This window comes from Endozoicomonas arenosclerae (assembly GCF_001562015.1).
GTDB classification, from domain to species: Bacteria; Pseudomonadota; Gammaproteobacteria; order Pseudomonadales; family Endozoicomonadaceae; genus Endozoicomonas_A; species Endozoicomonas_A arenosclerae.
This window is the reverse complement of record NZ_LASA01000169.1, coordinates 1-25,621: the sequence shown is the minus strand read 5'-3', so window position 1 is coordinate 25,621 and position 25,621 is coordinate 1. Positions and strand designations below refer to the sequence as shown.

At 46.1% G+C, this 25,621-nt stretch carries 21 protein-coding genes, 1 other RNA gene and 2 pseudogenes; 12 read left to right on the top strand and 12 right to left on the bottom strand.

The window, feature by feature from the left end:
- Positions 1–254 precede the first annotated feature (254 nt).
- From WG89_RS25205 to WG89_RS25175, 7 genes and pseudogenes are all read left to right on the top strand, one after another.
- A pseudogene (locus tag WG89_RS25205) lies at positions 255–788 on the top strand (UTP--glucose-1-phosphate uridylyltransferase); the annotation flags it as partial.
- A 64-nt stretch (positions 789–852) separates the two neighbouring features.
- Entirely contained in the window at positions 853–3,960 is a 3,108-nt protein-coding gene (locus tag WG89_RS25200) for a glycosyltransferase (RefSeq protein ID WP_172806914.1), read from the top strand.
- A 491-nt stretch (positions 3,961–4,451) separates the two neighbouring features.
- Positions 4,452–5,033 carry a glycosyltransferase family protein gene (locus WG89_RS31370; RefSeq protein ID WP_172806913.1) on the top strand — a complete coding sequence of 194 codons (582 nt, stop codon included), beginning with the start codon at positions 4,452–4,454 and terminating at the stop codon, positions 5,031–5,033.
- 85 nt (positions 5,034–5,118) lie between these two features.
- Positions 5,119–7,179: a capsular polysaccharide biosynthesis protein gene (locus WG89_RS25190; protein WP_172806912.1), complete on the top strand. Its 2,061-nt coding sequence runs from the start codon at positions 5,119–5,121 to the stop codon at positions 7,177–7,179.
- A gap of 162 nt (positions 7,180–7,341) precedes the next feature.
- Positions 7,342–8,631 carry a capsule biosynthesis protein gene (locus WG89_RS25185; protein ID WP_062270440.1) on the top strand — a complete coding sequence of 430 codons (1,290 nt, stop codon included), beginning with the start codon at positions 7,342–7,344 and terminating at the stop codon, positions 8,629–8,631.
- A gap of 216 nt (positions 8,632–8,847) precedes the next feature.
- Entirely contained in the window at positions 8,848–9,456 is a 609-nt protein-coding gene (locus WG89_RS25180) for an acyloxyacyl hydrolase (RefSeq protein ID WP_062270439.1), read from the top strand.
- 68 nt (positions 9,457–9,524) lie between these two features.
- Complete coding sequence (locus tag WG89_RS25175) at positions 9,525–10,436, top strand: hypothetical protein (protein ID WP_062270438.1); 912 nt, start codon at positions 9,525–9,527, stop codon at positions 10,434–10,436.
- A 152-nt stretch (positions 10,437–10,588) separates the two neighbouring features.
- On the opposite strand, the gene recR is transcribed toward WG89_RS25175, so the two are convergent.
- The 6 genes from recR to WG89_RS25145 all read right to left on the bottom strand — a co-directional run bounded on the left by recR (position 10,589) and on the right by WG89_RS25145 (position 16,259).
- Positions 10,589–11,188 (bottom strand): recombination mediator RecR, encoded by a 600-nt coding sequence (recR, locus tag WG89_RS25170; RefSeq protein ID WP_062270437.1) that lies wholly within the window; start codon positions 11,186–11,188, stop codon positions 10,589–10,591.
- A gap of 83 nt (positions 11,189–11,271) precedes the next feature.
- Entirely contained in the window at positions 11,272–11,598 is a 327-nt protein-coding gene (locus WG89_RS25165) for a YbaB/EbfC family nucleoid-associated protein (protein ID WP_062270436.1), read from the bottom strand.
- Between the two features lie 171 nt (positions 11,599–11,769).
- Positions 11,770–13,761: a DNA polymerase III subunit gamma/tau gene (gene dnaX / locus WG89_RS25160; protein ID WP_062270435.1), complete on the bottom strand. Its 1,992-nt coding sequence runs from the start codon at positions 13,759–13,761 to the stop codon at positions 11,770–11,772.
- A 156-nt stretch (positions 13,762–13,917) separates the two neighbouring features.
- An RNA gene (gene ffs / locus WG89_RS25155) (signal recognition particle sRNA small type) lies at positions 13,918–14,014 on the bottom strand.
- Positions 14,015–14,411: 397 nt separating this feature from the next.
- The gene (pncB, locus tag WG89_RS25150) at positions 14,412–15,581 is read right to left on the bottom strand and encodes a nicotinate phosphoribosyltransferase (RefSeq protein ID WP_062270434.1); all 1,170 of its coding nucleotides are present in this window, start codon (positions 15,579–15,581) and stop codon (positions 14,412–14,414) included.
- Positions 15,582–16,259: an isochorismatase family protein gene (locus WG89_RS25145; protein ID WP_062270433.1), complete on the bottom strand. Its 678-nt coding sequence runs from the start codon at positions 16,257–16,259 to the stop codon at positions 15,582–15,584. It abuts the gene before it with no gap.
- 128 nt (positions 16,260–16,387) lie between these two features.
- Here WG89_RS25145 and WG89_RS25140 point away from each other — a divergent pair, with 128 nt between their 5' ends.
- Entirely contained in the window at positions 16,388–17,116 is a 729-nt protein-coding gene (locus WG89_RS25140; RefSeq protein ID WP_062270432.1) for an NUDIX hydrolase, read from the top strand.
- Between the two features lie 17 nt (positions 17,117–17,133).
- Here the strand turns inward: WG89_RS25140 and WG89_RS25135 are convergent, their stop codons facing one another.
- Entirely contained in the window at positions 17,134–18,492 is a 1,359-nt protein-coding gene (locus tag WG89_RS25135; protein WP_079254035.1) for a L,D-transpeptidase family protein, read from the bottom strand.
- A gap of 636 nt (positions 18,493–19,128) precedes the next feature.
- Here WG89_RS25135 and WG89_RS25130 point away from each other — a divergent pair.
- The 4 genes from WG89_RS25130 (at position 19,129) to WG89_RS25115 (ending at position 21,185) form a co-directional block, all read left to right on the top strand.
- Positions 19,129–19,362, top strand: coding sequence for a hypothetical protein (locus tag WG89_RS25130; RefSeq protein ID WP_153301817.1), 234 nt, complete (start codon positions 19,129–19,131; stop codon positions 19,360–19,362).
- A gap of 169 nt (positions 19,363–19,531) precedes the next feature.
- Positions 19,532–19,915, top strand: coding sequence for a DUF2237 family protein (locus WG89_RS25125; protein ID WP_062270429.1), 384 nt, complete (start codon positions 19,532–19,534; stop codon positions 19,913–19,915).
- Between the two features lie 405 nt (positions 19,916–20,320).
- Positions 20,321–20,899 (top strand): ProQ/FinO family protein, encoded by a 579-nt coding sequence (locus WG89_RS25120; RefSeq protein WP_062270428.1) that lies wholly within the window; start codon positions 20,321–20,323, stop codon positions 20,897–20,899.
- Between the two features lie 4 nt (positions 20,900–20,903).
- Positions 20,904–21,185 (top strand): peptidylprolyl isomerase, encoded by a 282-nt coding sequence (locus tag WG89_RS25115; protein ID WP_062270427.1) that lies wholly within the window; start codon positions 20,904–20,906, stop codon positions 21,183–21,185.
- A 247-nt stretch (positions 21,186–21,432) separates the two neighbouring features.
- Here the strand turns inward: WG89_RS25115 and WG89_RS25110 are convergent, their stop codons facing one another.
- From WG89_RS25110 to WG89_RS32345, 5 genes and pseudogenes are all read right to left on the bottom strand, one after another.
- Entirely contained in the window at positions 21,433–22,206 is a 774-nt protein-coding gene (locus tag WG89_RS25110) for an enoyl-CoA hydratase (protein ID WP_062270426.1), read from the bottom strand.
- A gap of 3 nt (positions 22,207–22,209) precedes the next feature.
- Complete coding sequence (locus tag WG89_RS25105) at positions 22,210–23,367, bottom strand: acyl-CoA dehydrogenase family protein (RefSeq protein WP_062270425.1); 1,158 nt, start codon at positions 23,365–23,367, stop codon at positions 22,210–22,212.
- A gap of 251 nt (positions 23,368–23,618) precedes the next feature.
- On the bottom strand, positions 23,619–24,794 hold the full coding sequence (locus tag WG89_RS25100; protein ID WP_062270424.1) for a thiolase family protein: 1,176 nt from the start codon (positions 24,792–24,794) through the stop codon (positions 23,619–23,621).
- Positions 24,795–24,991: 197 nt separating this feature from the next.
- Entirely contained in the window at positions 24,992–25,270 is a 279-nt protein-coding gene (locus WG89_RS25095; protein WP_062270423.1) for a hypothetical protein, read from the bottom strand.
- A gap of 230 nt (positions 25,271–25,500) precedes the next feature.
- A pseudogene (locus WG89_RS32345) lies at positions 25,501–25,621 on the bottom strand (IS5/IS1182 family transposase); the annotation flags it as partial.

The following is a 25,621-nucleotide window of genomic DNA, read 5'->3' as shown; positions in this document are numbered from 1 at the left end:
CTGTGGCACTATTGGGCTGATCTGAGGCCAAGAGTGAGAAAAATCATAAGGACAAGTTGAAAATGTAATGCGCCGGAGAGGGTTTTATAAGTTCTCTCCGGAATAGTCAGAGTCTGAAATTACTTGAACTGCGTTTATGGGTTCAAGTCCGACAGGCTGCTAGGAGACTCGAATAAACTGGATAGAGAGTTTACAAGAAATTTATCTTCGAGTGTTCAGATTGATGCAATTGCCCTGCCCTTGGGCTTGGCCATGCAGTACTGTGTGCCAAAGACATTGTTGGAGACGAGCCTTTTACGGTTCTTCTGGCTGACGATATGATTTACTGCGATAAAACACCTTGTCTCGACACCATGATTAATCTGGCACAGGACAGCCAGAGTTCAGTAGTGGCTGTAGAGCAAGTCCCCATGGAACGGGTTAACAGATACGGTGTTATTGACCCGATTAAAGTGAGTGACCGGCTTCATAAACTTCAAGGTGTCGTTGAAAAACCTCCAGTCGAAGAAGCTCCCTCTAATCTCTCGATTGTGGGACGTTATGTGCTACAACCTCGTATCTTCAAACTGCTTGAAAAGACACAACGTGGTGCCGGTGGTGAAATTCAGTTAACCGATGCCATTGCTGAGCTGCTGAAAGAGCAAGACACTTTTGCTTATGAGTTTGACGGTATCCGCTATGACTGTGGCAGCAAACTGGGGCATATGAAAGCCAATGTTGAATATGCGCTTCGTCACCCCGAGCTGAACGGGCAATTTCGGGAATACCTGCTAAGCATTGTAACCTAATAACCCAACTCCTTCAGGCAGCCTGTGTTAGCAGCCTTTTGCATGAACAACCAAGATTTTAAAAATGAAATTAGCTGTTGCAGCCATCTTTAAAAATGAAAAGCCGTATATTATTGAATGGCTGGCGTTCCACAGAATAGTGGGAGTCGATTACTTTTTTATTGCTGATAATATCAGTGATGATGGTTCAACAGAGCTTTTACAGCGGCTTGATGCATTGGGGCTAATAAAGCGAATAGCATTTCCCACCGAAAATGGGAAGAGGCCCCAAATTCCGGCCTATAACCAGATTTTGAAAGATTATGGCAGCCAGACCGACTGGCTGGCTTTTATAGATGCCGACGAGTTTCTGGTTCCAACCTCGGATGTTAGCCTCAAGGATGTTCTTAAACCCCTTTTAAAAGCACATGAAGTGGGCGCTGTAGGGATAAACTGGGCTGTATTTGGGTCATCCGGTTTGCAGGAAAGCAGTGATGAACTGGTACTGAAACGTTTCAGGAATAAAGCCAAACAGTCCAGACACGTCAATAAACATATAAAGAGCATAGTGAAAACCAGCAGCTGCAAACAGATGCTGAACCCCCATAAAGCTATTCTAAGTAAGGGGGCATATTTCTCAGCAGCAGGTAAAGGGCTTGAGTTTGATGAGAAAAAACAGGACGGACTGAGCAAGGACACAGACTGGGAAAAGTTAGTAGTCAATCACTATGTCATTAAGTCCTATGAAGAGTTCAAGAAGAAGAAACAACCCAGAGGTCGTGCAACAACCAGCAAAATGCGTGATGAGAAATTTTTCAAAAATCATGACATTAATGATGAATACTGTCATCAGATAGAAAGATTTCTGCCAGAGCTGGTTGAAGAGATTGCCTATATCAAACGCAGGTTAAATGATACCAGTGCGAACCATAATGACCTTGAGAAAAAAAGTCAGTTTCAAAAGCTGCAAGGGCGAACAAAGAAAAAAGTTCTGGACTATGCAAACTGGCTGACCCCTAAATCCACCTATCGGTTCATACCTAAATCAGACCTTGTTCAATCAGAAGGAAGTCTTGACTGGAAAGCTGTGGGAAATGACCCTTATTTCAGGTTAAGGAAAAAAGGGCTGAATGTAAGTGGTTGGCAAATGCTGACCATCAAGCTGGCAAGTACCTCAACACGGATGAATGGGAAAATTTATATTGATTATGGCAAGGGCTTTTCAGAAGAAGATGCCATTGATCTACCGCTTAGAGCTGGAAAAGCCCTGAAACGGGTATTTTTCTTTCATGATGACCCGGTAAACATACGCTTTGACCCTGCAGATCAACCTTGCCAGTTCTCCATTGATCAATTTACTTTCAGCAAGCTTACCCCGAGTTATGCAAAAAAATTGATCGTAAAAAAAATTGCCTCTAAACGAAGTATTGCAGAACTCAATGAAATCCCAGTCAATGAACTACTCGATATATATGACTCATGCTTCAGGTCAGATATGTCTGTTGTCTCTTACCTGACCTGGAGAGAGGTCAATGAACCGCTGATTTTTAATACTGCTCTGATACAGAAGCAGATGGAAGCCTTGTCATTCAAGCCTTTAGTTTCTGTTCTCGTTGCTGTTTATAACACTGATGAGCGGTTTCTCAGAGAGTGTCTGAATTCGGTACTCGCCCAATCGTATCAGAACTGGGAACTTTGTATCGCTGATGACTGTTCAACCCAGAGCTATATCAAACCTTTACTGGAAGAATATTCCGCCAGGGATTCGCGGATAAAAGTAGTCTACAGGCCCGAGAACGGTCATATTTCACAGGCAAGCAACAGTGCACTGGAGCAGGCCACAGGCGATTATATTGCGTTACTGGATCATGATGACCTTCTGGCAGAACACGCCCTGTTCCATGTAGTACAGGCCCTGAACGAAAACAGGGAAGCAAAGGTACTCTACAGCGATGAAGATAAGATTGATGAAGTAGGGATTCGATTTAACCCTCACTTTAAAACAGATTGGAACCCCGATCTTCTTTACTCACATAATTATGTGACTCATTTGTTAGTCATTGATACGGCCCTTGTTAGAGAAAAAGGTGGATTTCGTTTAGGAGTGGAAGGTAGTCAGGACTACGATCTGCTGTTGCGCTGTACAGAAAACCTCAAAACATCAGAAATAAACCATATTCCCTATATCCTTTATCACTGGCGTGCCATACAGGGGTCAACAGCATTATCTTCTGGAGAAAAGAACTATACCTCTGAAGCTGGGTTGGAAGCTCTTCGGGCATTTATGTCTCGAAAGTACCCTGACAATACGGTTGAGCATGGCTCATACTCTAACAGTTATCGTGTACAGTGGTCTTTACCAGAAGAACAGCCCTTAGTCAGCCTTATGATCCCGACCAGAGACGGCTATGATGTTCTCAAGCAATGCGTGGATAGTATTCTTGCGAAAACAGATTACAACAACTACGAAGTTCTGATACTGAACAACCAAAGTACCTGCAAAAAAACGCTTCAGTACTTCAATGAAATTTCCGGACACTCTAAAGTTAAAATTGTTAGTTATGACCGCCCCTTTAATTTCTCTGCCATCAATAATTTTGGGATGGAGCAGGCTAACGGGGACATTATTGGTCTGATTAACAATGATATAGAAGTTATTTCAAGTAACTGGCTAACGGAAATGGTCAGCCATTCCTGTCGTTCAGATATTGGCTGTGTAGGGGCAAAACTCTATTATCCCGACAACAGAATACAGCATGCAGGAGTCATACTAGGGATTGGAGGTGTTGCTGGGCATGCTCATAAATATTTTCAGAAGAATGCTCTCGGTTATGTATCCAGGCTAAAACTTACCCAGAATTATTCCGCAGTGACAGCTGCTGCCTTGCTGGTCAGAAAAGAAATCTATCTTGAAGTAGGTGGAATGGATGAGCAGCTTCAGGTGGCGTTCAACGACATAGACTTTTGCCTGAAAGTCCGTGAAGCTGGTTATCGAAATCTATGGAGCCCATTTGCTGAACTTTACCATCACGAGTCAATCAGCCGAGGGGCTGAAGATACCCCTGAGAAACAGGAACGTTTTGGTAGGGAAATTCAGTTTATGAAGAGCAAGTGGGCAGAAAAACTTGTAACTGATCCTTACTACAGCCCGAACTTAACCCTCGAGCATGAGAATTTTTCTTATAGAGTTTAATTCGAAAATTCTTAAAGACTAAGCGAATAACTTACTCCTCTGACTCTATGTTCAAAGCTCTTTTAAAAAGCCCAACCCTGTTTTCACCTACTATTCAGTACTCAAACCAATGGAATGGTGAGGTGATTATCATTGGCAGATCAATTTCTCCTACTGTTGACTTTTATTTCAGAAACAGAAGTCAACAGGTTAAACGATATATTGAAATTGATGTTAGTCGAAGTGACTGTATTCACGAGCTATCTAACGCTATTTCAAGGGGTAGTTTAATTGTTCTGGTTAGAGATGTTCCACATAACATTCTAAAACACCTTCTTAATTCATCGACTGTATGCTCAAGCGTAGTTTGGTTTACAGATGATGATATTCCTGGGGCTCATCTGGATAAAACCCTGCCAAGAGCTTATCGAAAGCGGCTATCTTCCTGGTATCGAAAAGCCGGTCCCCTGCTCAGCCAAATCTGCGATAAAATCTGGGTTTCTACAACTCACTTGGCTGAGAAATATCATTTACCTCAAGAAGCTGTTCTCTCGCCCACACAAATAGAACCTGAAAAAAAACCACTGGTTCGCTGCTTTTATCATGGCAGCAGCTCCCATAAAGAAGACTGGAACTTTGTTTTAAAAGTCATACGACAGGTGCAAAATAGAAACAGTAACACCTGGTTTGAATTGATTGGCGACCACTCACTTTACAAAGCTGCCAGAGGGATTCCAAGAGTGCAAGTACTGCATCCCATGCCATGGCCAGACTATCTGGCAATGACCTCATCCAGAACCATGGATATCGGCCTGGCGCCTTTGATGGATACCCGCTTTAATCAGTCAAGATCTCATACCAAGTTACTGGATATTTGTCGCCAGAATGCCGTGGGTATTTACTCACCCCGGTTCTCTTTTGCTGAACTGATTCAAGAAAATAATGCCGGACTCATTGCTGAAAACACAGTAGATTCATGGGTCATTGCCATTGAACAACTGATCGGCATGGAGAAGCAAGATATGTTGTCCTCTGCAAACAGATTGATTATGAGTATTGAATCATCGAGTCAGACGCTTCATGAAGCAGTATAACGTTTCGTGCTCTATTCCTAATCTGTTTGGCTAAAATCAGCCAGTCACTTTCCAGTTAAATTGCCATTAACCCTCTGTGAATTCCTTGCCATTTACTCAACCCGTTTCCAGCCCTGCTTTCCTGACCCTGTCTCGGGGTATCAGTAATGCTACCGAGTTAACTGCTCTCTTAAACTGCGAGAAAATTAACCTCTTCAAACCATATAAAAAATTCAAACATGCAAATGTTGTTATTGGTTGGGGAAAAAAAGAAAACACAATCAAAGCTGTTGCACTTGCTAAAAAGCATCAAATCCCATACTGGCACTTGGAAGACGGCTTCATTAGCTATCTAGGTCACCCAGCCTTGGGGGACAGACGATTCTCTCTGATCGTCGACAAGACCGGCATCTATTACGATGCAACCCAACCTTCTGATATCGAACAACTCTTAAATACTCCTGAGTGGTTCTCACCATCACTGGAAATACGATCTAAAGAACTTCTGTGCAAGATCACTCAAGCCAAAATCAGTAAGTACAATCATGAACCTGTTGGCAGCTGGAAACCTGTCAACGAAGACTGTAAGCGAGTTCTGGTGGTTGATCAGACTTATGGAGACTGTTCCGTTAAACTGGGCATGGCTGATGCTTCCAGCTTTGAGAACATGCTGAATGCTGCTCTTTCAGAAAATCCTGACTCTGAAGTCTGGGTTAAAGTTCACCCTGACGTGATTCTAGGCACTAAAAAAGGTTATTTGGGGAGCCATCTTCCGGATAATCCGAGACTTAATATCCTTTCAGATAAGGTTAATGCTCAGTCTATTTTCCCTTATTTTGAGAAGGTGTACGTTGTCACCTCACAGCTGGGTTTTGAAGCTCTTTGGCATAAGAAACCGGTCATATGCTTTGGTGTTCCTTTCTATAGTGGTTGGGGACTGACTGACGACAGAGAGCCCTGCCCTCGTAGAATGCAAACCCATACTATTGAGAGCCTTTTTGCTGCTGCCTGTCTAAAATACACTCGCTATATTGACCCTGAAACATATGAGCGATGTGAGCTTGAAGACATTCTTGAACTGATTTCTCTCCAGTCTCACCAACCAGACTCTCAGGTTAATACTTTATACGCAGTTGGTTTTAGTCTTTGGAAGCGAGCTTTTCTAAAAACCTTCACAAGATCCATTACTGATAACATCCGATTTGTTAAATCTCTTGATCAAGCTGAAGCGAAAGCCAAACAAGGTGACGGCATTCTGGTTTGGGGAGCTAAACATCATAGTTTAAGAACGGCCTCTGGAATCAAACTCTTCAGAGCTGAAGATGCATTTATACGATCAGTAGGCTTAGGGGCTGAACTGCGCCGTCCCAGCTCTTTAATTATGGATCAAAGCGGTATTTACTTCGATGCTACACGGCCTTCTGATCTTGAGAATGCCATTAACAGCCTGGAGTTGAGCGAAGGCCAAATACATAGAGCTAAAGCACTCAGAAAAACACTGGCAAAGCAGCGTATCAGTAAGTACAACCTGACTGGCGCAGAACAAAGCATTTTCAAAGCAGCAAAGCCTGACCAGAAGAAAGTGTTGATCACAGGCCAGGTAGACAGCGACGCCTCAATAAAATGGGGCAGCCCTGAAATCAGTTCAAACCTTGGGTTGATTAAAGCTGTCAGACAATACGAGCCCGATGCTTACATTGTCTACAAACCACACCCTGACGTACTGTTTGCTGGTCGAGAGGGTCACATTCCTGAGAGTATTGCACTGGAATGGGTTGATCATGTCGTGACAGATGGCGATATTTTTGACTGCATTGAACAATGTGATGAATTACACGTAATGACATCACTTGCTGGCTTTGAAGCTCTAACTCTAGGAAAACTGGTCCACTGTTGGGGCCTGCCATTTTATGCTGGCTGGAGTTTGACCAGGGATCATTTATCCTGCTCAAGACGCCACCGAACGAGAACATTGGATGAGCTGATTTATTTCGCTCATTGCCATTATCCAGCTTATATCAACTGGACAACCAAAAGATTTACAACACCTGAACGTGTAGTCCGCTCAATCCAGTCAACTCGGACGAATGCAGTCGCAACATCCAGCAACTGGCTGGATAGAAACCTTCGCAAAGCTCGATATGTGATGGAAGCATTAAGAGATTAAATCAACGGCCATTTCTGCTAATGACTTCACTGACAACCAACTCCCTGTAAATCACAAATCCACACACTCGATTATAAATTTATAATCCATTATGCTAACATCCGATCACTACACGACTATAGATGAACGACTCAGGTCATGCACAGGGACCGAGCTTAGGCTATGACTCAATCTGCTGTACTTTTTCTGCAAGGACCGCTGGGGCCATTTTTCAAAAAGCTGGCACGGACCTTTTCCAAAGCAGGTTATGTTACCCACAAGATTAATTTCAATGGTGGGGATCGTCTATTTTCCTGGGCTAATGTTCAAACTCACTACACTGGCAAACCTGCCGACTGGGCTGCTTTTCTCAAACAATACCTTGTTGAACACCGTATTGAAGCCGTCTTTCTGATGGGCGACTGTCGCTATTATCATAGAACTGCAAAGCCAGTTTGTAACTCATTAGACGTGCGATTCTGTGTATTTGAAGAAGGCTATCTGAGACCTGACACCATTACTCTTGAACCTCATGGTGTGAACTCACTAAGTCAGATGGATCTGAGTCAGGAAAATCTCGAAAAAATCACCCCTTGTTTAGCTAAGTCCGATCATACGATTGGTGGCACCATGAAAAGAAGAACGCTTTATGCCGCTCTCTATTACTGGGCCAGCTTTTTTTCTAGGGATGAGTTTTCAGAATACCGTCACCATAGAGCCACCCACCCGGTTAAAGAAGGCTTTTACTGGTTGAGAGGATTTGCCAGAAAATGGCTCTTTAAAAGCTACGATAAGCAAGCTCAGTTTCGCCTGGATAATGAGTTTGATCAGCGCTTTTACCTCGTTCCCCTGCAAGTACACGATGACTCGCAAATGATCTTCCACTCACCCTATGAGTCGGTAAAAGCCTTTATTCAGGAAGTCATGGTTTCATTCTGGAAGCATGCAGATTCCGATAAGGTTCTCTGCCTGAAGCACCACCCAATGGACAGAGGCTACACCGAATACGGCAAGTTCATTGAAGAGCTGGCTATCAATCTGGGTATTCAGGACCGGGTTCTTTATTGCCACGATATTCCCCTGCCCGACCTGTACCACCATACCTGTGGCGTGGTTACAGTAAACAGTACTGTGGGTATTTCAGCTTTATTGCACCATCTCCCAACCAAGTTGATGGGAAGAGCTTTTTACGATATTGAAGGTATAACCCATCAAGGCTCACTGGAATCTTTTTGGAAAGAACCTCAACCTGTTGATCGCACTCTCTTTAAGCAGCTGCACTCTTTCCTGTTTCAGAAAACCCAGATCAATGGCAGCTTCTTCAAACACTACGGTTTAACCTGTAATAACAGCCTTAAGTTTTACGAAGATTTTCTGAAACCGATTTCAATAACTCAACCCTCTGAAAGAGATTCCGAACGCCCCAGTTCTGAAAGACCTTCCGTACCATCTCCCTATAGCAGCGCTGCATGACAGCGCTGTAATCTGATAACTCAATCACACCAAAATCATTACCATCCATATCTCTGTGAATCAGCTGTCGTAATTTCCATGTAACCGATTTCACTCCTCTACCAAGCTTCCCCATCTGGCAATAGGCTATCTGTAGGCCTCGTTTAAAGTTCCGGCTTTATCGAGCGATACCCAATGCATGGACGCCACCACGATAATAATATCAGGGGGAAGTGTATGAAGAGAGCTATTGCCAGCCTGTGCCTGTCACCTTTGCTTCTTGCTCAGGTTCAAAACGCTCAGGCCGGGGATCTGGTCCCCGACGGCATCAACCTTACCTATGGCAAATACCTGGCCGTTGTAACAGGCCGTTCAGCTGATTACACCAACTTACGACTGGGTATTACCTGGGACTGGAAAAAGCACTTTTATCAGTCAGAAAGCATGGTACTCAGCAGTTATTTTGAATTGGCTGCCAGCTCCTGGAAAAGTAACCTGACTGCCGATGATAACCCCAGCCCCGACGGTAAGGATAAAGCTACTGCCATCAGTTTCTCCCCTGTGTTACGCATGGCTTTCATGCCCAACGCCAGCTTTCATCCCTTTATTGATTTAGGTGTGGGTGCCGCCTACCTGTCTGAAAAAGATCTGGAAAAAAAGAAAAAGTCGCCAATCAACATGGGCGGACACTGGCAGTTTGAAATCAGGGCCATGATGGGTGTTGAATTTGGCTCTGAACAACAATTCGAATTGCGTTATGGCTGGTATCATTACTCCAATGCCGGTACGCAAAGCCTGAATGAGTCCATTGACTTTCATGCTGTAACACTGGGCTACAACTGGTAGCAAACCGGTCTGCAGGATCTTGAATCAGTAGCTAGAATGGATACATCACGGAGTTCTGGTGTATTCCTATGGCTGTTGACTTCTCGACGATATTTGGTTTTTTTGCTGCTTTTATGCCCCATGACTCGCCTTGGGTCGAAATACCTACAGACACTCCTGAAGCTTTCAACCCTCAGTGCCGCTACCAGGTGGAGCTCGATCAAGCCTGGTTCTTCGCAGCCGCCGTCAATAAAGATGCTCTTTTGCTTACTCCTTATGGCAGCCTGGAAAATGCTGAGGCCTATGTACTCAAAATTTCTGCTGCGCAGAAAAATACGTTAATAATAGAAAGTAGCGGAAGTACAAGTGAACAACCCCTTGGCTTTGAAACTATTCGCAGATGGTGTCCTTCCACTCCCGTTAAAGTAGACCTTAACAACAACAGCAGCTTTAATCTTGATTGTTTCCACTGGATCAACGAGGAACAGGCTTTTTACAATTACCTGCCCACCAGCTACGACAAAACCCAGCTTGAACTCATACCCAAAGACTTCGACAGTCTTAAAACTGTTTTGAAGGCCAATATTCAGTCAGACAGAAAAAATACTACCGTTGTTCAGAAAGCAGATGGACAACCCCGTAAAGTACGAACCAATACAATACTAAGCCAGTGTCAGAACGTTGAATGGAAGGAGTTTCCTGATCAGGATTCCACTAAAAAAGTGATTGAGGAAGCCAAAGACGGAAAGCTTCAGGCCAGCAGCTTTAGTCGGGATTGCTTTTATCGGGTACAACTGGATGAAGACCCAAGCTGGCAATCGGCTTTTGGCACAGACAATGGTGGCTTCACCCTTTATATCAACACCTACTTCCCTGACTCCGTGACGGGCACACAAAAAACCATTGACTGGATGACTACAGATCAATATACCCGAACAAGAAAAGGGGAAGAGAAAACCACTGGCAGCGTCAAACGTATTCAATATTTCTGCCCAAAGTAAAGGACTAGTGCCGCTATGCGCAAAACCCCATACCGTTCGCACTGAGCCTGTCGAAGTGCATTACCAGCATCCTTCGACAAGCTCAGGATGAACGGAGTCTGTATCAGCATTAACGCTTGGCTGCACTAGAAAATCTGAGACTGGCTGGAGCCTTAAAGCTCCAGTTTCCGACGACCTGCCAGTGCGTGAGCAAGCGTGCCGCCATCTACATATTCCAGCTCCCCCCCCAGGGGAACACCATGGGCAATACGGCTGGCTTCCACACCCATACTCTTCAGCTCTTCTGCAATAAAGTGTGCAGTAGCCTCACCTTCTACGGTAGGGTTGGTTGCCAGAATAACCTCTTTAACCTGGTATTCACCCACTCTTTGCAGCAAATCAGTGATGCCAATGTCATCTGGTCCAATACCATCAATGGGCGAGAGGTGGCCCATCAGAACGAAATAACGACCAGCAAAACCTCCTGCCTGTTCAAACGCCATGACATCGGAAGGATTTTCCACGACACATAACGTTGACTTTTCGCGACCTGGATGACTGCATATGTCACACAATTCGCTCTCACATAAGGTTCTGCAAGATTTACAGCGTCCAACACCTTCAGAGGCTTCAATCAATGCCTTTGCCAGTCGTAACGCCCCTTCCCTGTCTTTTTCGAGCAGGTGCAAAGCCATTCTCTGGGAGGATCGGGGCCCTACCCCTGGCAAACAACGAAGGGATTCCATCAATTCCTTGATCAAAGGACTGAACATAGACGCATTTTACTCCCGACAGAGCTTATCCAAAGTTGGACAAGCCCTGAATTGATCGACTTTTTTATCTTCCGGCAATGCCGTTAGAAAGGCATTTTAAAGCCGGGTGGCAGACCCATACCGGAAGTCAGCCCACTCATTTTATCCTTGCTGTTCTCTTCTACTTTGCGCACTGCATCGTTGACAGCCGCCGCCAGCAGATCTTCCAGCATTTCCTTGTCTTCTTCCATCAAGCTGGGATCAATGTCCACACGCTTGACATCATGACGACCGGTCATAACCACTTTCACCAGGCCTGCACCAGATTCGCCAGTGACTTCAGCATTGGCCAGTTCTTCCTGGATACGCTGCATGTCTTCCTGCATTTGCTGGGCCTGTTTCATCAGGTTACCCATACCGCCCTTAAACATAAGAACTCCTTTACGTTAACATTTCACTCTTCGACCCAAGATAACCTTGAACTAAAAATGGCCTTGAGCGGATTAAGCTGCCTTGAACTAAAAAAAAGCCAAGGACTGATAAAAACGACAAATCAAAAATACTTAAGCATGATCGAGTCAGCCGTATAACCCACACGCTCTTCACTTAATAACATTACCAATGGGCTGAATACTGTCTTCAATCACGACCGCTGAAAACTGATTAATCAGACTCTGCACATGCTGATCATTGAAAATACTGGATCGGGCTTCAGCCATTCTTTCGGCAATCTTTCGCTCTCTCCAGGCAGCCGGAGTCTCCGCTTGCACCTGCCCAATTTCAACCTGCACCCTGAGCGGCTGATCAAAATAATCACTCAACGCCTTTTCAACTCTTTGGCGATGAGTGTCGTTGTACAGAGTGCTCCTGCCACTATCCAGTCGAAGATCTATTCTGCCTGCTGAATGACTCACGTATTCACAATGAGAAGCAATGGTTCTTGTGACTCCTCCCAACGGTAGGCTTCTGAACACTGGCACCCAGGACTGAACATCCAGATCAGCCAGAGATACACGCTCTTCAGGTTTTACCGTCTGGGGAGGCTCATCTTCAATCAATGCCGGGACGGGCTCAGGCTCAACGGCTACCTGTGACGCCAGCTCAGAGGCATAAGCCTCATAAGTTGATACAGGAGGAGGAACATCATCTTCCTCTTCAGCTTCCTGATAGGCCTCAACGGGTAATGGAGGCACTTCTACCTCCATCGGCTGAGAAGGCTCCGGTGCAAAGTCTTCTGGCAGAGGATTCTCTACCGACTCTATAACCGGTTGGTCCACAACAGCTTGAGTAACCTGTTGCTCCTCAAACACTGGGGCAGGCTGAACTTCAGTAGCTGCAACATCAATAGCAGGTGGAGTAGTTATCGATACCTCTGGCTCTACATATTGAGTGACAGGTTCTACTGATGCGGGCTCAGGCTCTGGATCAACCGGAGGTAAAACCGGCTGAGAGGCTTCTGACTGAATAACACTTTCACGATTAGAGCTCTGGGGCACCTGAATAGCTACGGGCTCAGGCCTGAATGCCAGCATCCTCAGCAAAGACATTTCGAACCCACCACGAGGATCCGGTGCCAGCGGCAAATCTCTTTTTCCGACCAGACCCACCTGATAATACAGCTGAACATCTTCAGCCAGCATGTTGCCTGCCAGCTCAAGTACCTGCTCACGGTCCCCCTGGCTATTGTCCACTGCATCAGGAACAGCCTGAGCAATAGCAATTCTATGCAGCATTGAGAGCATGTCATCTAGCACCGCGGCATAATCTGGAGCATGTTCTGCCAGACTGGCCACCGCACTCAACACTTCAGGAGCTCCACCAGAGGATAGAGCCCTGACCATTTTCATCACCTGCCCCTGATCAATGGTACCGAGCATGGCACTGACTTCCTGCTCGGATACACGTCCATTGCCAAAAGCAATAGCCTGATCGGTCAGACTCAAAGAGTCACGCATACTGCCATCCGCAGCCCTGGCTAACTGCCAGAGTGCCGGACCTTCAAAAGGAATGGATTCCTGCCCCAGAATATTTTCCAGGTGACCCACAATCCTTTCAGGAGTCATGTTCTTCAGACCAAACTGCAGACATCGGGACAGAATAGTTACCGGCAGCTTCTGAGGATCGGTAGTAGCGAGCAGAAATTTAACATGGGGAGGCGGCTCTTCCAGTGTTTTAAGAAGAGCGTTAAAACTGTGCACCGAAAGCATGTGCACTTCGTCAATCAGGTAAACCTTGTAGCGTCCACGGGTAGGGGCATACTGAACATTATCAAGCAGCTCCCGGGTATCTTCTACCTTGGTTCTGGACGCTGCATCCACTTCTATAAGATCAACAAAGCGACCTTCATCAATTTCACAGCAGGCTGCGCACTGCCCGCAGGGGGTTGAACTGACCCCTGTCTCACAGTTAAGGCACTTGGCCAGAATCCTGGCAATGGTGGTTTTACCTACTCCCCGGGTTCCGGTGAACAGATAGGCATGGTGCAGCCGATCCTGGTCTAACGCGTTGACCAGAGCCTGTAATACGTGAGTCTGGCCCACCAATTCCTTGAAAGAACGGGGTCGCCATTTGCGCGCAAGAACCTGATAGCTCATTGAAAAGCTTGAATACCGGTAACAGAAACTGAAGACTCTATGCTAACCAAGAAATAGAAAGAATGCACGGTTGACAAGGTTCAGAAAAGAGATATTTCAAAGGCAGGATAAAACAGTTTCTATAACACGAAAAAGTTTTATACAGATGGAGGCAAACCCTGCCAGCCACACCCCGGCACATGATGTCACTGCTACCGTTGCTCCCTTCCGGGCCTGGCGGGATTCACAGTTGATCATTGCGAGGGGACCGACAGGGTCCACCACAAACAGACGTCTCGTCTGGATGCAGCGCATTCTCCATAAAACACCCTGTCCCGTCAACCACTTATGTGGATACATCCCCTGAGCCACGGTCAAAAACATTCACCCAGGGACGAATCTGGGTCAATAGTGCTGCTTTAAACCCTAACTCCAGTGTTCCAAAAGCAATCTCTTCTCAGAAACATTTGGAACCTGTCTGAAATTAACTCCCTTATTGAGAGTCTCTCAAAACCCGTTTGGCCTGAGCCTGTCCAAGCCCAATACCACCAACCTTCGATAACCTCAGGATGAACTGCATCCGTGTGTATATCGGAAAGTTATTTCGAGATAAGTCCTTAGATGCTAACCAGATGCATTATGAACTCACGAGACAGCCGTATTTGTAGGAATCAAGAAAATACAGCCTTAAGTTGCCGCACGTAATCCGGATCCTGGCACATAATTTTTTCCGGATTGTCTGACAGCTTGGCGACAGGCTGGCCATTAACCTCCACCAGCTTGAGCACAATATTAGGCGCAGGGAATCCAAGGTCATTGGTCAGATAGGTGCCAATGCCAAAGCTGACATTAACCCGCCCTTTAAAATGCTGATAGATATCAATGGCGGTTTGAAAGTCCAATTTATCACTGAAAACAAACTTTTTTGACCGGGGATCAATGCCCAACTTTTCATAATGAGCCAGTGCCAGCTCACCCCACTCTATGGGATCGCCCGAGTCATGCCTTAAACCCGAGTATGCTTTGGCCAGGGTCTCGTCTAAATCTGCCAGAAAAGCATTCATACTGATCGTGTCGGTTAAAGCTACACCCAACTGATTACCGTATTCATCCAGCCAAACCTGAAGTGCTTCTTTCTGACTGTTCAACAATATACTGCTCAGGGATTGGTGAGCCTGTAGCCATTCATGTGCCATTGTTCCCACGGGTTTCAGACCCAGGGTTCTGGCAAGGTGTAAATTACTGGTGCCGTCAAAGCAGTCAAGCTCAGTCATCAACTTTTGAACGACATATGTCTGCCAGGATCTGGAACAACGACGACGCGTGCCAAAATCAACCAGTCCAAAGCCTTTTTTAGAATTGAACAGTTCACGCTTCAGGAAATGAATCTTTGCTTCCAGCCGCTCCTTACCTTCATGCTCCGAAGACCTTGAGAGATAGCTCTGGCTGTGCAACTCACTGACAATGGCAAGAATAAAGATTTCGAAATGGGTAATCTCAGCCCAATTCCCTGTTACCTCAATAGAAAGCTCTTCGCCTGATTGAGCTATCACCACCTGAGAAGGATCAAGACTGAAGTCTTTTAACCACGCTATAAACTCAGATTTGATAAAAGGGAGGCTGGCCAGCCAATTGAGTTCATCATCTTTAAGTCTCAGGTGTTGCAAAGCATCCACTTCCCTTCTGAGATCTGCCAGAGAGACATTCAATTGCCCTGACCTGCAGCGAAAAGCCATTTTAGCCTCGGCCTCTGGATACCTTAAAACCATCGCCTGTTGCATGGTGTACTTATAAAGATCAGTATCCAGCAGGCTGGTAATGATAGGTTGCTGAACTTCCACTCAATGACTCCACTTTGAAGGACATGGTTCGTCCATGACCTGTATCTCTTTGCAGCTGTTCACAAAAGCAGCACCCGCCTCTTTCATAACCTTTTGTGCCTCAAGGCCGGTATCACTCGACAATGTTCGTGTAGCTGCAAGATTAACAATAACGTTGAAGCCAGACTGCAGAAGCTGAAGAACCGTAACTTTGACACAATAGTCCAGCGCCAGCCCACCCACAACGACCGTTTTCACTTGTCTGCTTTTCAGAAACTCAACGACACCTGTTGAACGTTTTTCAGCATGATCGTGGAAGCAGGCACCGTAAGGATGAATATCAGGCTCAATGCCTTTCCAGACAAAAAAGTCATACTCTGTGACAGCTGGGAGCCCTTCCAGCAATTCAAAACCATATGTGCCCGGCACGGCATGAATATTCCAGTGCAGATCGGAGTTTTCAAAGCCAACGACAGGAGATAACTGAGGATTTTCTTCACTGGCAGCCCAAATGGCATTCTCAGGATGTGCGTCTTTAGAACCGAGACGGAATCGAGCCAGTTTGGCCTGACTGTTTAAGGCATCGGTAATTTCATGACCATCAGGTACTGGAAGCTCATCCGGGCACAAGGGAGTAAAGCAGTTCTGGGCATCCACATCAAAGGCCGCCACAGTATTTTTGGGACCAATATTGATCATATCTCCTCCGTGACAAAATGAATTAGGTTCACTAACATAGTGAAACAGGTTCACTAACCTGTCAAGCGTGGTAAGATAAGCCGGGCTCGAGATACAATACTTTTGAAAGAAAAATCGGATGCGAGCCTATGACAGGAAGACATTCCAATGCAGAGACCAAAGCGGAAGTGGAGAACCCTATGAGCCTGAGCACCGCGCTCATATCGGTAGACGTGGTTACCTTCCAGGTGATCAATGGCCAGTTGATGCTGCTGGTGAAAGAAAGTCAGGGAACCGACGGGAAACCTCTCTATATGCTCCCTGCTGGTCGAATAGAACCCCGTCACGACCAGTCCCTGGATGATGCTGCAGAACGACAGTTGAGAATGTACTCCCAGCAGACTATTTCACATCTTGAACAGGTTGAAACGCTTGGCAGCCCTGACCGGGACAGCCGCGGATGGTCATTGACCGTTGTTTATCTGGCTCTGCTGTCCAGCATCAAAACTTCGGGTACCTGCCAGAATACGCGCTGGATTAAGGTTACAGATGGCACTCCGGATATGCCCCTGGCGTATGATCACAACAAACTGGTCAGGAAGGCACTTGACCGCTTGAAGAACAAGATTCAATACAGTTCTCTGCCTGTTTACCTGCTTCCGGAAGAGTTTACCCTTTCCGATATTCAAACGGTCTTTGCAGCGGTCCTGGAAAAAACACCTCCCATGCGCTCTATCCGCAACCGTTTTCTGAAAGAAGATTTATTGATTGATACCGGTCATCAAAGAAGGGGCAGTAACCGCCCGGCCGCCTTATACAAGGTCAACAAGAACTCACAAACCTGGTTATTTGACAGACTGTACCTAAGCACACAATAAACAGGCCATCTGCCCCTCTAAAACCAGCCTGTCATGGCAGTATCCTGCTTATAAATATCTTCCCGAAAGCGAACTCTGCCCGTCTCATCGGGCCACGCGGTGAAATAAACGAAATAGATAGGTACAGGCTGGTTTAGCATTCTCTTGTAAGTCAACACATCCGGTGTCGTATGAACCCAGGCCATGGATTGTTCAGAAAAGAGAGTTTGTGCCAGAGCTGAAATCCCCTGTACCCGAGTACAACCTGAACTGAAACTTCTTCTGTTTTTTTCGAACAGTTCAGGCTTATCGGTATCATGCAAATAGACACCGTATTGATTAGGTAAATCCAGCTTAAAGCGGCCCAGGCGATTGATTTCACTGGGCTGTTGCTCCAGGCGATAACGGAATGTTCTAGGTGTCTGTAACTTCCAGTTTATTTTATCTGCAGCAACAACTGGCGCACTATCATCCCAGCTTTCATAAATAATAAATCCTTCCTGCTGTAAGTAACCCGGCTTTTTCTTCTCTGCCCTGAGCATGGAGTTTGCAGCTATGGAGTGAGGCACTTTCCAGATTGGATTGAATGTAACGCTTTCAACCTGGTCACTAAAAACCGGGGTTTGTTTATGTTTTGTACCAACAATCGCTTTATGAACTATTTGCTTTGATCGATCCTTAACCCAGGCTACATTGAACCCGGCTATATCTACCCTGATGTGCGGATAGGGCAAATCAGCCGGCAACCAGCGCAGCCTTTCAAGATTAGCCTTAAGCGTTCTGATTCTTTGATGATTAATGGCTAATAGAGCCTGACGTGTCATTCTCCCCAGCCTGCCATCTGGACTCAAGTTAAACTGGAGTTGCACCTCAGTCAGTACATCTTTGTGAGCTTGTGTGTAGATATCCCCTTCCATCTTGTCCACCAGGTCAAGATCCATCAGCCACTGATTCAAGCGAGCCACACCAGGATGCTGATCATCTTCAAAGAAGATCAGATCGTCAGGAAATTCATCAACAGCATTTAAACTCCATTCCCGGAGTACTTTGTGACTCTGAATCAAAGCCTGATATTGTGGAAGTTGTGGCTCAAGTCGTTTGAGATCTTTTATGGACAAAGTTTGCTGATGATCGAGCTTAGCCCCGGGTTGATCCTCAATTTGCCAACCTGGTTGATAAAGCCCTTTATCAAGGCGCCCCTGGTCGACATACAAAGCGTATCGACGAACCATTTTCTGAAGCACTTCAGGGGAAGGATTAGCAACTAATCGTTGCCAGTCTCGATCAGCAACCGGTATCCCCTGATCGGGTAACCCGGCTATCCAGTTGATATAAGCAGAATTATCGGCCTTGGCGGCCAGAGAGAGCCAAATCAGCATTACAACCCATCTACGCATGACATCCTCGTCTACAACTTTGCCAGAGCTTTCAGCCCTCAGCGACAAAAGATCAAGTGGTTCTCAACTGACTAAAGGAAACACAGATAGATATGGCAAAGAGGCCACTGGGTTAGCCGATAAAGAGAAGAATCAGAAAATGGATGGTCGACACCATTGAGCCGCACGACAAAAATCTGTCGCTCATCAACCCGGAAATTTCATAATGTGTCAACCATAATAAGAGCTAGCAAAAAGCTGACGAGCAAGGTTGGTTGTTTTGTTTACATGGAAAAACCAATTTTTCAATGCTTGTATGACCTTCGACCAAGTTTAAGCAGCTTTATGAATTTTCCGGATCAAGTGTTACCTGCGATTCCTATCGTGACGTAACACTAAGGCAAACAACTCAAAAAAACCTTCTCACCGATCACTCGATCAAGTCAAAACCCACAAGAATGTAAGTATTGATGCGTATCAATTTACAATTGGCACGTATTATGCATAATTGCATCCCGTAGCGATTAGCCAGTCCGGAAAAGGAATATCGGTCAGGAAAATTGTTTTACTTTTCAATCAACCACGGTTTGCCTGGCCGGATCAGATCGGAAACAGCAAACGTAGTTATAAGTGCGCCAAGAGCGCTTTGGAACAAGAATGAGCATACCTGCACGAAGCCACATGGAAGCTTATCTGAAATACCTCAGATCCAATGTGCAACTGGAAAAGAATGAGACCGTAGAAACAAACGACAAAGATAGACTGGACTCTAAAGGATCCATTCAGGTTGAAGCAGAATACCTGAGAAGTATTTATAAAGTCCTGCCCAGAGAACAGGGCCTGCAGATGACCGTCAGACAAGCTAGAGCACAGACATCTATCAGACCTTGAGATCGCGAAAGCCTTCAAGGTCTAACCCACACCCCTGCCCGATAACAATAAAAACATTATCTTTTTCCTGACAGACCTTCATTCTGTCAGGCTGCGATTGAAATTCACCATTGACTGAAAAACCATCCTGCTGTTAACTCCCCAGCTTCAGACTGGTAAGGAAAACGGCATGAGCACACCGGCCTCTGTCCAGAAAAATGTTTTAGGCGAACCCCTGCAACCTTGTTGCCTGGATCCTGTAACCGGCATCTACAGAGATGGCTACTGCCATACAGACAAACAGGATCATGGGCGCCATGTAGTTTGCGCAAAAGTGACGAAAGATTTTCTTGAGTTCTCATTGGAACAGGGCAATGACCTGATCACGCCCAATCAAGCCATGGACTTTCCTGGTTTGAGAGAAGGTGACCAATGGTGCCTTTGTGCCGAGAGATGGAAACAAGCCTTCGAAGCTGGCGTAGCCCCGCCAATCTATATTCGATCCACCCACGAAGACGCGCTTGAGGTCATCAACTTTGGCACCCTGAAATCAAAAGCTATCGACATTCATTAAAGAATGGCACTAGAGTTTTTATCAAATCCAGTTATTGCCGTAAGATAAACAGAACACTCTCACACCATTGATAAAAAATGGTTATAGACAGTAGGGCGTTTATTCTTCGGCTTTACTAATGAACCTCACATTACTGTCAAGATCCTTAAGCCAGAGTCACTTTTACTCTTTTCTTGATTGAAAAAATGTTCACGGCAAAGACAAACTATTATGCCTACCTGTCTAGACCTGAAACACCGTTGTGGTTTCATGATAATTGATAAGCATTTGATAACAATGACGGTATATTCATAGTAAAAAGTTTTAACAAGGCCGGTGTTTCAGGGTTCAACTGTTGATTTTAAACAGGCACAATAGATTCGGCCTGTTGATCAGAATGAGCGCCTGTCAGGATAGAAGTCGACAATGCAGTACAAGTGTACAGAACAAACATCTCAAGCAATCAGTCATGAGCAAAATATGCCCAATGCAGAAAGAGAAGATCTGAACAATCTTTCTTCAGACACTCAATGCGAAATTCTCACACCTTCTGATGAACAGTCTTCAGATGCAACCCCTGCTAACAGTGATGAAATTTCCAGTTCAGAAGCGCTGAAACTGATCAGAGAGCGCTGGCCTGAAGCTTTTCGAGTGGCCTCACCAAAACCTTTGAAGGTAGGTATCCACAACGAAATGAAGCAAACTGGCGAATTTCCAGTTAGCACTATTAAAAAAGCCCTTAAACTGTTTACCCAGCAGGATCGCTACCTTCTTTGCATCAAGGAAGGCAGAAATCGCGTTGACCTGAACGGCAAGTCTTCTGGCAAAGTGAAGTTAAAAGAAGCCGTCAATGCTGAGATTCTACTTTACCAGAGACAGCTGACCCGCCAGAAAAAAAATGAGCGCGTTTTTGTAGGGCAACTCAAGCTTGTGACAGAACAGTCAGCCCAAGCGCAACCCGCTGGCGATTCTGCCAATACCGAAACCACCACGACTCAGGAATAGCACGATGGCAACAGCTTGTGCTCGACATATTCTGGTAAAAACCCGGGAAGAAGCAGAAAGGCTCAAGAAGCAAATTGACAAGGGTGCTGATTTTGGCCAGTTGGCTAAGAAGCACTCCGAATGCCCTTCTGGCAAGAAAGGTGGCGACCTGGGTGAATTCAGACAAGGCCAAATGGTCAGACCGTTTGATCAGGTGGTATTCAAAAAAGAGATTCTTAAAGTGCATGGACCGGTGAAAACACAGTTTGGATTCCACCTGATCCAGACGCTGTATCGAAATGACTGACAAGACTTTAAAGAGCCTTCAAGACTAGGAGCCTGACCGAGAATAGACAGCCCGGACTAAAATCCAGAAAGACCGGCCAGATTTTCCACTTAATTTGTTTAAATAGGTCAACTATTCGCACAAATTAAGTGAAAAACCTGGCTCGATCTACTGAATTTTATGCTCAGGCGCTATTCTTGGTCAGGCTCCCAGGAAGGCTCTTTAAATCTCATTACACTGCATTTATTTTCAAGCGATAAACGACCACTTAATCATAATGCCAGTCCGGTGAACGTTTTTCCAAGAAGGCCTTAACCCCTTCATTCTGGTTCTCACCCTTAAACAGCTCAAGAAACAGCTCTCTTTCCGCCGCGTTTTTATCTCGACCCGCCACTCGATTCATTTGAATCAGTTTTTTACACGCCACTACTGAGTCAGGACTTTGACCAGTCACCTTCTGTGCCAGTTCACTGGCCTTAGAGAATGACTGCCCCTGCTCCACTACTTCTTCAACCAAGCCAATACGAGCAGCCGTCTCAGCGTCTACTTTCTCGCCCAGCAGAATCATACGTTTGGTCCAGGCTTCACCCACCAGCCACATGAGATTCTGAGTGCCACCCGCACAAGGCAACAAACCAACAGCAGCCTCGGGTAAACCCAGTAGAGCCTGCTTTTCTGCAACCCGCAAATCGCAAGCCAATGCAACCTCCAGGCCTCCTCCCAACGCAAAACCATTGATGGCTGCAATAGAGATGCCCTTGAATTCAGTCAGTGCTTCGAACGCTTTACCAAAGGCTTCTGCCATCGGCCTTGCTTCTTCAGGAGAAACGTCTGCAAACAATTTAAGGTCAGCACCCGCACTGAAAAAACGTTCCTGCTCAGAGTAAATCACCAAGGCCGTAACAGCCGGATTATCATTCAGATCTTGAACCAGACCTTCAAGATGATTAAGGCTCTCCAGAGTCCATGTGTTGGCAGGTGGGTTATTCAACCGAATGGTAGCGACATTCCCTTCCAGAGACAGTATTAAAGAATCAGACATTGTTCACTCCAGTCCTGTGCATTCATCTGCCAGAATTCTGCGGGCAATGATGAGCCGCATAATTTCGTTGGTACCTTCAAGGATCTGATGAACCCTTGTATCCCTGACATGTCTTTCAAGAGGGTATTCATTAATGTAGCCATACCCACCGTGAAGCTGAAGAGCCTCATTACAGACTTTAAAACCGATGTCCGTTGCAAAACGTTTAGCCATGGCACAGTAAGCAGTCGCCTCCGGGTCAACCTGATCCAGTTTAAACGCTGCCAATCTCACCATTTGTCTGGCCGCAGTCAGTTCAGTGGCCATATCAGCGAGCCGGAATTGCAGCGCCTGAAACTCCGCGAGCGCTTTACCGAACTGCTTTCGATCCTTCATGTAGTCACGCGCTGTATTCAGCGCCTGCTGAGCAGTACCAATGGAACAGGTAGCAATATTAATCCGCCCTCCGTCCAGTCCCTTCATGGCCAGAGTAAAGCCTTCACCCTCCTGACCCAGAAGAGCACTGGCAGGCACCCGAACATTGTCGAAACTGACCAGGCGTGTAGGCTGACTTTTCCAACCCATTTTCTTTTCGTTTCGACCGTAGGTTATGCCATCAGAGCTTGCAGGAACGGCAAAGGCCGAAATACCTTTAGGACCATCCTGGCCCGTTCTCGCCATCACCAACAATAAATCGGTACTGCCCGCCCCAGAGATAAACATTTTTGAGCCAGAGAGAACATACTCATCCCCTTCTCTAACAGCACGAGTCTTTAAAGATGCCGCGTCACTGCCAGAACCAGGCTCAGTCAAACAGTAGGATGCCAGCTTCTCACCCGTGACCAGAGGCTCACTCCACTGAGCCAGCACCTCGTCACTTCCAGCCAGCCCCACCATCCAGGTAACCATATTATGGATGGTCATATAGGCGGTCGTTGACGTACACCCCATGGAAAGCTGCTCAAACACCAGGCTGGCATCCAGCCTTGATAACCCCATACCTCCCATTTTTTCGGGAGCATACAGGGAGAGAAAGCCCAGCTTGCCTGCTTTTTTAATAGTCTCTACCGGAAAAGTACTGTCCCGATCCCAGTCTGCAGCATTGGGTAAAAGCTCCTGCTGGGAGAACTGGGCGGCAAGGTCTCGAAAGGCGATTTGATCTTCTGTCAGGTTAAAGTTCATTAACTGCCTCTTATTGTTTTAACGATCCAAAGTGCTCAAGGCACATACAGAATCCCATTGCTCATGGCAATTTTTAATGAAAGGCCATCCTGCGGATAGCGGGATAACCGACAAAGCCCGGGGGATAACCCGGGCCTGATACTTCTGACTGCATAACGTCCTTTGAAAAAGTCGTAAGACCTTCACAACGAGCCTGCAATCCATTTTCAAACTGAACAACAAAACTACATCTGTCGTCAAAAACCAACTTCTCAGATTAACTCCAAAGCTATGGCCGTTGCTTCACCACCACCAATGCACAGTGACGCAACACCTTTTTTACCGCCTTTTTTCTTCAGGGCGTTCAAAAGGGTAACGATAATTCGGGCGCCACTGGCTCCCAGCGGGTGACCCAGAGCACAAGCCCCACCAAATACATTGACCTTATTATGGTCAAGCCCCAACTCCTGCATACATGCCATAGTCACTACTGCAAAGGCTTCATTGATCTCAAACAGATCCACATCGTCCACTTGCCAGTTCACTTTATCCATCAGCTTGCTGATAGCAGCAATAGGAGCAATGGTAAACTCAGCAGGCAACTGGGCGTGACTCTGATAGCCTTTGATACGAGCGATGGGAGTCAGACCTTTAGCCAGAGCATCATCTTCACGCATCAAAACCAATGCAGCGGCACCGTCAGAAATAGAACTGGAGTTTGCAGCGGTGACCGAGCCATCTTTAGCAAAAGCCGGCTTAAGTTGACGAATCTTTTCAGGGCGGGCTTTGCCTGGCTGCTCATCAACCGTAACCTCACCTTTGCGGGGAGCCGTTACAGAAACAACTTCATCATTGAATAGACCTTCTTCTATAGCGGTCTGAGCTCTTTTCAGGGATTCCAGAGCGTAGTCATCCATGGCTTCTCTGGATATGTCGAAACGTTTGGCCGTTTGCTCTGCAAACACACCCATGGCATGTCCATCGTAGGCATCTTCCAAACCATCCGTGAACATATGATCCTTCACCTGGCCATGCCCAAGTCTCAGACCTGATCTGACTTTGTCCAGAAGGTAGGGCGCATTCGTCATGCTTTCCATACCCCCTGCTACCACCGCATCAGCTTCGCCCAATTGTAGTTGAGCGGCTCCCATCATGACGGTTTTCATACCCGAGCCGCAGACTTTATTGACCGTAGTCGTACAGGTTGCATCATTCAGACCGGCCCCTCTTGCGGCCTGCCGGGCAGGAGACTGTCGACAGCCTGCAGGCAAAACACACCCCATCAACACTTCAGAAATATCAGAAGCAGGAAGGCCACTCTTCTCAACAGCAGACCGAATAGCGACTGCACCGAGCTGAGGAGCAGGGATCTCGGAAAGACTGCCCTGAAAACCTCCCATAGGGGTACGAGTGGCTGAAACTATGACAATACTGACTTGATCTGACATGGATATCTCTTGTTTTTGTTAATGCTCAGAGCCAGTATCTGACAGATTTGGCTGACTCACAAACATTCTACCGCAACAAAAGACAAAAAATACCATTCCAGGAGGCTGACCGAGAATAGACAAACTCCGGGACATTGCGTCAAGAGCTACTCACCCATAACTACGGGTAAGAAACAGAATCAACTGACTGGATCGGCTCAGATACAGCTGTCATCAGCAACATCCAGACAACCCCACTGGGCAAACAGTCCTTCTACCTCACGGATTGCTTCTTTATCTGCCTTGCTGATATGGCGCAGTACGGCATTAGCCATAACCGAAGCCAGATCGCTTTTGAGAGACTCCCCCAGACCCGCGGGAAGGCGAAGAATGACGTCCCCAAAGAGAATAGTGCCACCCTGGGTTACCCGGATGACATACTCCCCCTGAGTCGATTCAGTCATGGTGAGAACGGCTTTTTCTATAGACTTGCTCATGGCATTTCTCCTCTTGGCTGACCGACGCTATCTCTATTGATGCATCGGCGGGGAGGAGAAAAACATTGTGAAATTTAGATGAATGGTTTGAGTAAGGAAGGCTCTATGGAACCTGCGAATAACCTCTAATTTACTTCCCTTCTTGAATCGAGTTCGAAGTAGGACTGAAATCAGAGGTCTCAACCCCTTATTTGTATGATATTTAGCCACTTTCGTGACTTCAGGGCGGACTAACCCTGTGCCCGGATCATTTGATCCAGTCGAACAATATTCGCCAGGGCAAATAAAGTAGACAGTTTATTGTCATTCTTCTTCAAACCTCGATACCTGGCTTTTATAAATCCAAATTGA